Origin of the sequence: Frateuria sp. (assembly GCF_035943815.1) — a bacterium.
In the GTDB taxonomy this organism is placed as follows: Bacteria; Pseudomonadota; Gammaproteobacteria; order Xanthomonadales; family Rhodanobacteraceae; genus Frateuria_A.
Genome location: NZ_DASZBU010000011.1, coordinates 61169 through 73619, shown reverse-complemented (window position 1 = coordinate 73619; position 12451 = coordinate 61169). Strand labels below are relative to the sequence as shown.

General features: G+C 72.0%; 5 protein-coding genes. 1 reads left to right on the top strand and 4 read right to left on the bottom strand.

The window, feature by feature from the left end; all coding sequences use genetic code 11:
• The 4 genes from VGU65_RS07470 to VGU65_RS07455 all read right to left on the bottom strand — a co-directional run.
• A partial coding sequence (locus VGU65_RS07470) for a condensation domain-containing protein (protein ID WP_327474252.1) occupies positions 1–1907 on the bottom strand: 1907 nt, incomplete at its 3' end.
• Positions 1904–9079, bottom strand: coding sequence for a hybrid non-ribosomal peptide synthetase/type I polyketide synthase (locus VGU65_RS07465; RefSeq protein ID WP_327474250.1), 7176 nt, complete (start codon positions 9077–9079; stop codon positions 1904–1906). The genes VGU65_RS07465 and VGU65_RS07470, both read right to left, overlap by 4 nt.
• Positions 9080–9089: 10 nt before the next feature.
• Positions 9090–9614, bottom strand: a complete 525-nt coding sequence (locus VGU65_RS07460) for a hypothetical protein (RefSeq protein WP_327474248.1) — start codon at positions 9612–9614, stop codon at positions 9090–9092.
• A gap of 12 nt (positions 9615–9626) precedes the next feature.
• The gene (locus VGU65_RS07455) at positions 9627–12023 is read right to left on the bottom strand and encodes a hypothetical protein (protein WP_327474247.1); all 2397 of its coding nucleotides are present in this window, start codon (positions 12021–12023) and stop codon (positions 9627–9629) included.
• Between VGU65_RS07455 and VGU65_RS07450 the strand changes: the two genes are divergently transcribed.
• Positions 12010–12405: a hypothetical protein gene (locus tag VGU65_RS07450; RefSeq protein WP_327474245.1), complete on the top strand. Its 396-nt coding sequence runs from the start codon at positions 12010–12012 to the stop codon at positions 12403–12405. The two genes, VGU65_RS07455 and VGU65_RS07450, sit on opposite strands and share 14 nt — an antisense overlap.
• Positions 12406–12451: the final 46 nt, after the last annotated feature.

The window sequence follows — 12451 nt, the reverse complement described above, 5'->3', positions numbered from 1 at the left end:
GAGGTGTAGATCACGTAGGCGGTCGCGGCCGGATCGACCCTCACCGGCGGCCGCGTGGCCGGCAGCGTTGCCCAGCTCTCCGGCGGCGCATCCAGCGCGATCACCGGCCGGCCGCGCAGGTCGAAGCGCGGCGCCAGACCGCCCTGCGTCAGCAGCGCGGCCAGCCCGGCGTCGGACACCATGTACGCCAGCCGATCGGCCGGAAAGCCCGGGTCCAGCGGCACGTAGCCGGCGCCGGCCTTGAGCGTGCCCAGCACCGCCGCGAGCATGTCCACCCCGCGCTCCAGCGCGATGCCCACCAGCGAGCCGGCGTGTACGCCCTGCGCCAGCAGGCCATGGGCAATGCGGTTGGCGCGCGCGTCCAGCTCGCCGTAGCTCAGCACCGTCGCACCGCAGCGCACCCCCGTGCGCTCCGGCGCAGCCTCGCACTGCCGCTCGAACTGGCCCTGCATGGTGTCGACCGGCCAGGTGCGGGGCGCCGGCTGCAGAGCAGCCAATCCATCGCGCGCGGCAGCATCCAGCAAGGGCAGCTCGCCGAGCGGCGACTGCGGCGATGCGAGCGCAGCGCGCAACAGCGTCTCGTATGCCTGCAGCCAGCGCCGCACGGTGGCGGCGTCGAACAGGCCAGCGTTGTACTGGCACTCCAGCCGCAGGCCGCCGCGTTCCTGCACGGCGTTGACGAACAGCTCGAAGTTCTCGAAGGCGCGCGGCGTGCTGGAGAATTCCATTCCCAGACCGGGGAATGCGCCGGCCTGCCGGTCCAGCGCCTGGTCGATGTTGAACAGCACGCTGACCAGCGGCAGCCGCGCCGGATCCCGCGCGACGTCCAGTTGCCGCAGCAGGCTGCCGAAGGTGCAGCGCTGATGGTCCAGCGCATCCAGCAGCATGTCGCGCGAGAGCTCCAGCACCCGCGCAAATGGCGCCTCTGGGTCGGCCGTGCAGCGCAGCGGCAGCAGGTTGACGCCGTGCCCGACCAGGTCGCCCAGCCCCTCGCCTGCCTGCGCGGCGGCGGGAATGCCGACCACGACCTCCTCCTGCCCGGCCAGCCGGCCGAGCAGCGCGGCGAAGCCGCCGAGCAAGGTAGCGAGCAGGCTGGCGCCCTGGCGCGCGCCCAGGCGCTTGAGCCCCTCGACCAGGCCGGCGTCGATGATGTGATCCTCCCGCCCCGAGGCGAAGGTGCGCCGCGCAGGCCGCGGGCGATCGCCTGGCAGGTCCAGCGCCGGCGGCCGCTGCGCATAGCGGGCGACCCACCACGCCAGGTCGGCCGCCGCCGCGCGCCGGTCCGGCTGCTCGGCCAGTTGCAGGGCGTAGTCGGCGAAGGACGGCGCCGGCGCCAACGGCGTTCCGCCGGTGCCGCTGCGCAGGCCGTAGAGCGCACCCAGTTCGCGCACGATCACCCACCACGACCAGCCGTCGCACACCAGGTGGTGCGCGCACAGCAGCAGCACGTGCTCGGCCGGACCCAGGCACACCAGTTCGGTGCGGAACAGCGGCCCGGTCTCCAAGCAGAACGGCTCGCGCACCGCACGCTCGCGCCGCTCCCGCAGCGCCGCCGCGCGCGCGGCGGCATCCAGCGCCGACAGGTCGACCTGCGCCAGCGCGACCTCCATCCGTTCGCCCACGCAGAAGGTTTCCCCGTCCGGCCCGAAGCTGGCGCGCAGCGCGTCATGGCGATCGACCAGATCCTGCAGCGCCTGCGCCACGGCCGACCGGTCGAGCGTGCCGCGCAGGTGCAGCGCGACCGCCTCGTTGTAGGCCAGCGAAGCGTCCTCGCCCAGCTTGGCGGCGAGCCAGATCTCGCGCTGCGACTCGGTGCTCGGCACCACGCGCGCCAGCGCGGGGCTGGCGAAGGGGTCGTAGTCGACGGCGGCCAGCGCCGCGTTGCGCGCGTCCGTTGGCGTGTTCATTCGACCACCTTCATGTATTTGCCGGGCGCGTCGGGGTTGGGCACGAACCAGCAGGGCCGGCCGTCCGGCTCGCGGCCCAGCCGGGCGCCGGGCAACGGCGGACGGCTGGCATCCATGGCGGCCTGCGTGGCCTGCACCTTGCGCGGCAGGAACTCCGCCTCCTGCAGTTCCAGCACCGACTCCTTGTAGGCCTGGATGATCTTCCGGAAATCCGCTTCGCTGTGGGCGGTGGTGAAGAAGCAAGGGAAGTTGTCCAGGATGTGCACGCCGCGGCTGCGCATCATGGCGAACAGCAGGTCCTGCAGCGGGTGCTCCTCCAGAAACTGGGTCTTCCACAGCGACGCGAACTGCTTGATCGCGATCGGCGCGCCGACTTCCACGAAGAAGCCGTTGAGCTCGTCGGCCATCGCCGCGGTGCGCGCGTTGAGTCGTTCCTGCAGCGCGGGCCCTTCATGCTTGAGATGTTCGAGCACCGCCTTGGCGGCGGCCAGCGCGAGCGGGTGGCGCACGAAGGTGCCGGCGAAGTAGGTGACGCCGACGGTGGGCACGGTGTCGTCGCCGTACTGCCACTGGCCGCCGTCGAGCGCGTCCATGTACTCGCGCTTGCCGGCGATCACGCCGATCGGGAAGCCGCCACCGATGACCTTGCCGTAGGTGGCAAGGTCGGCGCGGATGCCGAACAGCGCCTGGGTGCCGCCCGGGTGGCTGCGAAAGCCGGTGACGATCTCGTCGAAGATCAGCAGCGAACCGCTCGCCTCGGCGATAGCGCGCACCTCGCGCAGGAACTCAACCGGACGGAAATCCGGACGCCGGCTCTGCACCGGCTCGACCAGCACCGCGGCCAGCTCGTGCGCTCGCTCGCGGATGATCCGAAGCGACTCGGGCGTGCCGTAGTCCAGCACCAGCACGTGCTCGGCGGTGTTGCGCAGGATGCCCGGCGCGGCGGGCACGGCGCGCAGCTTCCTGGTGCCGCGCACGATCACTTCGTCGTTGATGCCGTGGTAGGCGCCGCTGAACAGCACCACCGTCTCCCGCCCGGTGACCGTGCGCGCGATGCGCAACGCGCCCAGCACGGCCTCGGAGCCGGTGTTGCACAGCGCCGCGCGCTCGTTGCCGGTGACTTCGCACGCAAGCTTCGCCACCTCGCCGGCCAGCGGGTGCTGCGGGCCGATCTCGTAGCCCAGGTCGAGCTGCCGACGCACCGCCTCCAGCACGAAGTCCGACTGCCAACCGAACAGGCTCATGCCGAAGCCGTTCAATGCATCGACGTATTCGTTGCCGTCCAGGTCCCACAGGTGCGCGCCCTTGGAGCGCTCGATCACCAGCTGATAGATGATTTCCTTGAGCAGCGGGCGGAAGCCGTTGACCACGCGCGGGTCGGCCATGTGCGGCCGCTGCGCCTGGGTGTACTCCTTGGACTTGCGCGTGCGCGCCACGTAGCGCTCGACGAAGCGGTCCAGCCGCGCCTGCTGTCGCGGCGACAGCTCGAACCTGCCGGTGTCGATGCGCGCGATGGCGCCGAAGGCCTTCTTGACGTCGTAGCGGGTGTGCGCGAGCGCGGCCTCCTCGTCGGAAGGCGCGGACGCGGTAGAGGCCGCGCCCAACACGGGCGCGGCGGCGGCAGGCGTGGCGGGAGCCGCCGATGCGGCCATCGGCGCGGCGCCCGAGAGCAGGGCGAGCTGCTGCGCCATCAATTGCATCTGCTGTTCGATGACCTGCTGCACGTAGCCGCCGGGCACGATGGCGGTTACGGACGCCAGCGGCGCCGCGCTCACCGGCGTCGGCGCGACGGACGCCGCGGCCGTTACCGCGGAGACTTCTGCCGGCAATTGTCCGTCCAGCCACTCGGCCAGCTGGGCGAAGCTCGCGCAATCGCCCATCAGCTGGCGAAAATTCACCTTCACCGAGAACGCCTTGGACACGTGCAGCGCCACCTGCGTCAGCATCAGGCTGTCCAGCCCCAGCTCGATGAAATGGCTGGACGGATCGGCATCGGCCAGGTCGATGCCCGCCACCTCCTCGAACGCGGCCTTCAGCCGCGCGACCAATTGCGGCCGGCGATCCATGGAAGCGGCGAAGCTGGACATGGGCGTTCCCTCGGATACGGCCGCGGATAGGTCCGGTGCCGGCGGCACCGCGAACGAAAGCGACGGGTGGTTTGCGGCTGGGGCGTCCACCCAATGCCGCACGCGCTCGAACGGATAGCCGGGCAGGCACAGGCGCTGGCGCCGGCCACGCCGGTCCAGGCGCGCCGGCTGCACCACGGCGCCGTGGCACCAGGCCTGGCCCAGTGCGCGGCGCAAGGCGGCCGGCTCGTCCTGCGGCCGGTCGCCCAATGAAGCCAGCGCCACCGCGCCGCTCTGTCGCAGCCTGGGCTGCTGCTGCGCCAGCGTGGCCAGGGTGGCGCGCGGGCCGATTTCCAGCAGCACGCGCGACGGGCGCTCCAGCACGCGGCCGAGCGCGGTGGAGAAAAGCACGGGCCGGCGCAGGTGTTCGGTCCAGTAGTCGGCCGACAGCGCCTGTTCCGCCTGCAGCCAGTCGCCGGTGGCGGACGAGACCAGCCCCAGCCGCGGCGGCTGCCGGCGCACGCGCGCGACGTGCTCGCGGAAGGGCGCCAGCACGGGATCCATCATCGAGGAGTGGAACGCGTGCGACGTGCGCAACGGACGGCAGGCGATGCCCTCCGCTTCCAGCGTCGCCTGGAACGCGGCGACAGCGCCCGACGGGCCGGCGGCCACGCAGGCGGCCGGCGCATTCTCCGCGGCCAGCGACAGCCTCGCCGGCAGCCTCGCCAGCAAGGTCTCGCGCGGCAGCCGCACCGAGAGCATCGCGCCCTGCGGCTGCGCCTGCATCAGCGCGCCGCGGTGCGCCACCAACGCGATGGCGTCGGGCAGCTCGAACACGCCCGCCAGCGTGGCGGCGACAAACTCGCCCACGCTGTGGCCGATCATCGCCGCCGGCTGCAGTCCAAGGCTGAGCCACAGCTGCGCCAGCGCGTACTCGACGGCGAAGATCGCCGGCTGCGTCACGGAGGTGGACACCAGCGCCAGCGGATCGTCGCCGAAGACACGCTCGCGCAGGTCGAAGCCGAGCGCGTCGAGCGCGTGCGCCGCGCAGGCGTCGAAGGCCTCGCGGAACACCGGCTCGGCGGCATGCAGCGCGCGGCCCATGCCGGCGTACTGCGCACCCTGGCCGGGAAACAGGAACACCACCTCGCGCGGCTGCGCGGCGCGCCCTCGAGCGGTGGCTTCGGAGGCACCGGCTTCGGCCAGGCGCGCGACCGCCCCCGTCGCGTCGTCGGCCACCACGGCCAGGCGATGGGCGAACGCCTTGCGGCCGACGGCCAGTGTCCAGGCCACGTCGGCCAGGTCGGTCGACGGTTGCGCGCGCAGGTGGTCGGCCAGCCGTGCAGCCGCCGCGCCCAGCGCCGCCGGCGTGCGCGCCGAGAGCAGCAGCAGATGCGGCCCGGCCGCCTTCTCCGGTGCCTCGCGCACGGGGGCTTCCTCGAGCACCACGTGCGCATTGGTGCCACCCACCCCGAACGAGCTCACGCCCGCGCGGCGCGGCGCATCGCCGCGCGGCCATCCGCTCAAGCGGTCGTTGACCACGAACGGCGAGGTCGCGAGGTCGAAGGAAGGGTTGGGCCCACGGAAGTGCAGCGTCGGCGGCAGCTGCTCGTGCGCCAGCGCCAGCGCGGCCTTGATCACCCCGGCGACGCCGGCGGCGGTGACCATGTGGCCCACGTTGCTCTTGAGCGAGCCGATGCGGCAGAAGCCGGCATCGGGCGTGCCCTGGCGAAAGGCACGGGTGAGGCCTTCCAGCTCGATCGGGTCGCCGATCGGCGTGGCGGTGCCGTGCGCCTCCACGTAGCCGATGCTGCGCGGTTGCACGCCGGCGCGCACGTGCGCCTGCGCGATCACCGCGGCCTGCCCGGCGCTGCTGGGCGCCATGAAGCTGGCCTTGGCGCCGCCGTCGTTGTTGACGGCGCCGCCACGGATCAACGCGATCACCGGATTGCCGTCGGCCAGCGCATCGGACAGGCGCTTGAGCAGCACCACGCCGGCGCCGTCGCTGAACACCGTGCCGGCGGCCTGCGCATCGAAGCTGCGCGTGTGGCCGTCGGGCGAAAGCATGGTGCCCTCCTGCCCGAGGTAACCGCTCCTGGGCGGGCAGGCGATTGCCACGCCGCCGGCCAGCGCCATGGCGCAGCGGCCGCCGCGCAGCGCCTCGACCGCCTCGCAGACGGCCACCAGCGAGGTCGAGCAGGCGGTGTTGAGACTGAGCGCCGGGCCGGTGAGGTTGAGCCGGTGCGCCACGCGGGTGGCGACGTAGTCCTTCTCGTTGGCCAGCATCACCTGGAAGGCGCCCAATGCGGCGATCAACTCGGGGTGCCCGGCCAGGTGGCGCTGGTAGTAGGTGGCGTTGTGCATGCCGGCGAACACGCCCACCGGCACCTCGCAGGCGTCGGGCACGTGGCCGGCTCGCTCCAGGCATTCCCAGCACAGTTCCAGGAACAGCCGCTGCTGCGGGTCCATCAGCTCCGCCTCGCGCGGGGCGATGCCGAAGAAAGCCGCATCGAAGTGCTCCACGCCCTCGATCACGCCGCGGGCACGGACGTAGGACGGATCGTTGCGTTCCTCCGTCGCGATCGACGGATCGAGGCCGGCCTCGTCGAAGAAGGTGATCGATTCGCGACCCGCGCAGAGGTTTTCCCAGAACGCCTCGACGCTGCCGGCGCCGGGAAAGCGTCCGGCCATGGCGACGATCGCGATCGGCTCGTCGGCCGGTGCTTCCCGCGCCGGCATGCCGGTCGCGACGGTCGCCCCCTCCGCCTGCATCGCACGCGCCACGCCGGCGGGCGTGGGCGCATCGAAGAACAGCGGCGGCACGGGCGCGCGGCCGCAGCGCTCGCGGATGCGCGAGAGCAGTTGCAGCGCCAGCAGGGAGCTGCCGCCCAGTTCGAAGAAATGGTCCTCGCGACCTACCTGCTCCAGGTCGAGCACGGCGGCGAACGCCTCGCACAGCGCGGCTTCCCGCTCGTCCTGGGGCGGCGCATAGGCTTGCGCCAGCTCGGGCCGGCGGCGGTCGGGCGCGGGCAGCGCGCGGCGGTCGAGCTTGCCGTTGCGGGTGACCGGCAGCGCATCGAGCATCAGGTAACGCGACGGCACCATGTAGTCGGGCAGGCGCCGCGCCAGTCGAGCGCGCAGCGCCGCCGCGTCGGTCGCGCCCGCCGGCACGCAGTAGGCGACCAGTTGCTTCTGCCCCGGCCGGTCCTCGCGCGCCAGCACCGCGCAGGCGCGCACGCCCGGCAGCGCGAGCAACGCCGCCTCGATCTCGCCCAGCTCGATGCGGTGGCCGTGGATCTTCACCTGGTGGTCGATGCGCCCCACGAACTCGACCACGCCCTCGGGCAGCCAGCGCACCAGGTCGCCGGTGCGGTAGCGGCGCTCGCCGCTGCGCGGGTCGACCACGAACCGCTCGGCGCTGAGTTGCGGCTGCCCCAGGTAGCCCAGCGCAAGCCCGGCGCCGCCGATGTGCAGCTCGCCCACCACGCCCACCGGCAGCACCTGGCCACGCGCGTTCAACACGTGCAGCGTGGTATCGGCGATCGGCCGGCCGATCGGTATCGAGGGGGCATCGGCGGGAAGGTCGTGCGGAATCGGCCAGGTCGCCGCGAACGTGGTGCATTCGGTGGGGCCGTAACCGTTGACGATCATCGTCTGCGGCAGCGCGGCCAGCGCACGGCGCACGTGCGGCACCGACAGGGCCTCGCCGCCGATCAGCAAATGCTCGAGTCCGTCCAGGTGGCGCGGATCCTCGTCCACCACGGCGTTGAACAGCGCCGCGGTCAGCCAGGCGACGCGCGCCCGATGGCGGGAGATGGTCGCAGCCAGGCCGCGCGGGCTGGGCACGCGCTCGGCGTGGATCACGCAGGTGCCGCCGTTGAGCAATGCCGCCCATATTTCGAAGGTCGCGGCGTCGAAACCCAGCGGCGCGGCATGCAGCACGCGGGGTGCCTCGCCCAGTTCGACGTAGCGCACGCCGCGCACGAGCCGGATGATGCCCCGATGCGCCACCTCCACGCCCTTGGGCGTGCCGGTCGATCCGGAGGTGTACATCACGTACGCCGGTGCCCCGCCATCCATGACGGTACGCGCAGGCGCGGCGCGCGTGGTGGCTGCCAACCGGTCCAAGGGCACCAGCGGCGATTGCAGCCCCGGCAGTTCGAAGGCGGGATCGGCGCTGACCGCCAGCGTCGCCCGCGCGTCCTCGATCAGCTGGCGCAGCCGTGCGGGCGGCTCGTGCGGGTCCAATGGCAAGTAGGCGGCGCCGGCCCAGAGCACGCCCAGCATGGCGGCGATCGCTTCGGCCGAACGCTCCAGCAGCAGCGCCACCACGGTGCCGGGTGCCACGCCGGCCTGGGCCAGGCCGCTGGCGATGCAAGCGGCACGGTGCGCCAGCTCGGCGTAGCTCCATTGTCCATCGGCCCAGGCGAGCGCGGTGGCCTCGCCACGCCCGTCCGCGACCGCGGCGAACAGGCCGTGCACGGTGTCGCGCGGGTCACGTGGCACCTTCGTCGCATTCCAGCACTCGATCAGCCGCTGCTCGCATGGATCGGCCAACTCGAGATCTTCCAGGCGCCGCGCTTGGGCGAGCGCATGCAGCACCCGGCGCATGCCGTCGGCGAGCAGGGCCACCGCCGCCGGATCGAACACGCCGGCATCGTATTGCACACGCAAGGCCGTCGCGCCGCCGGTCACGATCGACCAGGCCAGGGGAGTCGGCCGCGTCGTCGCAGCATCGTCGCACCAGGCGCCGATGGTGCTGGTCGCCCCTCCGGCTTGGGCCGGCTCGACGGCGGCGCCGCCCAGCCATTCATCGATGTCACCCCCTACGGGCACTCGGTGCACTCTGACGAGCGGTGGCATGCCGGCCGCCACTGCGACCTCGGGCTGGCCGGTGAGACGGGACTCGAGCAGGGCGAGTGCTGCATCGCGGAGGGCGTCCAGAGTGCACCCGGCGCGGGCCGCCCGCCGATCGAGCGCTGCCGGCAGTGCCTCATCCAGCGGCACGACGTGCTCGCCGATGGCAACGCTGCCGCGCGGCACCGCGCGCGGCAGCACGTCCAGCAGGGTCAGGCGCGAAGGCGGCGATATGTCAGCATGCGGCATGGGGGCGGCCTCACTGCATGCCCGCGTAGGCGCAGGGCGCATCGTCCGAGCGCAGCTGCGGACTGCGGCCCAGGCTTGCCTTCCAGCGGCGCGGGCGCGCAGCGGTGCGGAAGCCGGCCCGCAGAAAGGTGTCGAGGAGCGCGTTCTCGCCCACCGGCGGCTCGATGCCGAGGTCGCGCAGGCGTGCGTGCGCGGGGTGCAGCAGACTGTTCCGGCGCGTGGCCGGGCTGATCGACCAAGGGTCGAACCTGTACCAGTCCAGCTGCACGAACCGCGGTGGCTGGCTCATGTCCTCGTCCTCGTGGCCAGCGCCGCGGATCGCGGTGCGACCACTTCGATGGACGGTCGCGCTGCGCTCGGCCTGCAGCGCCTTGAACGGGTCGCCGATGTCCTGCAATACCCCGCCGTAGCGCCACAGGGGGGAGCTGCAAACATGCGGACACCCGACCACACCGCAGCCCGCTACGACGTGGTCGCCGTGCGCCTCACCCACATCGAACAGAACGGCTGAATCCCTGTCACTGCTGGCAAGCATGGCCGTTCCCGGTCAGCCCTGGTAGGGCTTGGGGAAGCCCGAGACCGGCAGCGTCGACACCGGCGGCGGCGCCGCCTGCACTGCGCCACTGCCGTTCAGCACGAAGCTGAGCACCCCCTGCGCACTGCTCATGGTGGTGCCGCCAGGTGTCACGGTCACGCTCTGCTGGCTGCCGGTGATGGTCGCCGTGACGGTGTAGCCCATCGAAGGCGCCAGGTCGGTTATCACGTGGCGCGCGGCCAGGTTGGCGACGCTGTAGCCAATGGCGCCCGCCAGCGGCGTTCCCGCCGCACCCGTGCTGCTGACCACCACCGCGTTGCCGTCGGCTGCGATCAGCTGCACGCCGACGATGCCGCCCTGGTTGACCGCGATCGGCACGGCGCGCGCCACCGCAGCGGACGATGCCGACAGGTCGAACACCGTCAGCCATTGCAGGCTCGCGCTGGCGGCAGGGGCGCGCACCTGCACCTGCCAGGCCTTGACCGGGTTGCTGTCCGGGTACATCGGCGTTGTCGTGAGCGTGGCGTTGAGCGGCAGTACGGTGGTCATGGCGCCGGCGTAGGTGCCGCTCCAGGTGACGTCCAGGCGGTTGCCGCCCGCACCGGTGGTGCTGGCCACGGGGCTGGCCGGGAAGTGCCAGGCCAGGTACTGGTCGTAGCTGACGCTGCCTGCGGTGGTGCGGTCGTAGACCACGAAGCGCCCGGGCCGCAGGTAGACCACCTGCCGCGACCACTGCGTCACCGCCGCGCCGCCGGCGAAGCGGCGGTACATGTCCTCCAGTCCGGTGGCCGACACGTAGACGTAGCTGCCGCCATCCTCGAAGGCGGCCACGCGCGTGCGCGCCTGGTTGTCCTCGGTGGTGTTGGCCGCCTGGCCGAACCACTCGACCAGCGCGCCGGCAAGCACGTTTCGCACGTAGAAGACGTTCTCGATCTGGCGGTTGCCCGAATAGGGATTGCCGCTGCTGAAGCTGCCGAAGTTGTCGGTGTAGATCCGATTCTCGTCGGCGGTGCCGTTGGGATCGTGCACCAGCCAGCCGGAGGCGTTGAGCAGCAGCGGCGTGCCGCCGCGCACCAGCGCCAGGCTGCCCTGGTCGAAGTATTCCTCGCCCTGCCCCGGGTTGTTGGCGTAGGGCGCGGCGCGGAAGGACATCCAGGCGGCGCTCTTGCCCCAGTCCGAGCGGGCGGCGACCGCACCCAGTCCCGGCGCGAGATAGGACAGCGGCAGGCCGCTCACCGGCGCCACCGCGCCGGCCGGATCCAGCGCGAGGAACCGCTGCCATTCGTCCGCCGTGCCGTAGCCGCCGGTAGCGGCATCCACCTCCGCGAGGTACTGGCGCAGTATCGACTCGTGCGGCGAGCCCCAGTAGTCCACGGCGCCCAGCAACTGCTGGAACATGCCCACCTGGGTGGTGCCCGGCGGCTGGCTGCCCGAGCCGGAGCGGTTGGTATCGCGGTCGTCGAAGTAGGCGCGCGAGGGCCAGGTGAAGTGCATGGCGTACTCGGCGCTGTCCACCGGATAGGTGTAGGGCGCGGCGGCGTGCACCAGGTCCGCTCCGGTGGCCGTCCTGACCTCGCGGATGGGCAGGGTCATGTTGAGGATGCCCAGCGGCGCGTAGTTGGCATAGCCCTCCGGCCAGCCGCCGCCGAGCAGGTGCAGCTGGTAATACGGCTGCACGCGCTTGGCGAACTGATTGTTGAGCCAGTCGTCCCACTGCGCCGGCGCCGAGGGGTTCTCGTCGTACGTGGCCAGCGCGATGGCCGCCTTGGCGTGGAAGTAGCCCGCGTAGTAATTGCTCTGCGGATGCGCGTACTCGAAATCGGCGCAACCGCTGGGCGTCTCCCAGGCGGTGATCCAGGCGTTGGCGGTGGTGTAGACCTGCGTGCGCTGGGCCGGCGTGAGCAGGTCGTAGACCCAGTCGTAGCCCAGTCCCATGCCGACGCCGTAGAAGCGCATGCCGTAGCCGCTGTCCGTGCAGGGCGGCTGGCCCTGGCTGCCGGAGGCGGACATCTTGAGCAGTATGTCCACCGCCTTGGCGCCATAGGTGGCGGCTGCCGAGGCATTGGTCGTCTTGAGCACCTGGTAGCACATGCCCTCGGCCAGCAGCGCCGGCACGTAGTCGCTGCCCTGGTAGCCCTGGCCCAGGTTGGGCAGGTCCGGATAGGCGTTGCCCGAGGGATACTCGACCTGGCCGCCGATATACGCGTCGCAACGCGCCTTCAGGGCCACCCATTGCGGGTTGGCGCTGGTCGCACGCTGGCGCAAGGTGGTCAGCGTGGCGCTGTCCAGGATCAGCCGCGGATGTGGCGCCATCGTGCTGGCCAGCGCCTGTGCCGAGAAGGTCGCCGGCACGGGGGTGGCACGCGCGCGCGGCTTGGCGTCGACCAGGGCCAGGATGCGCGAGGGCACGCAATGGATCATCCGCCGCGCCACGCTGGCCGAACGCGCCAGCAGGCCAGGCAAGGGCCGCGCGTTGGCTCCGCACGGCTGTTCGGCGTACGTCCACGCCAGGCTGTCCGACGAGCGCCGAACCGGTATCGCCGGGGCCGCCGACGCGCCGACCAGGGTCGCGCTGGCGACTGCCGGCGATGGCACCGGTTTGCCCGTGGCCACCGGCCCGCCTGCGCGCCCAACCGGCGTAGTGGATTGCAGAGTGGCAGGCGTCTGCGCGCCCGCCGCCGCCAACGGCACCCGCACGGCCGGTTCTCGCAGCCGCGAGATGATCTGGGCCACTACGACGGTAGCCAGCAACAACGCCGCCACCGCCAAGCCCACACGCCAGCGCCACTGACTGCGGATGGGCCGCCCGCGAGCGGATGCGCCTGGATTTTCCGGCA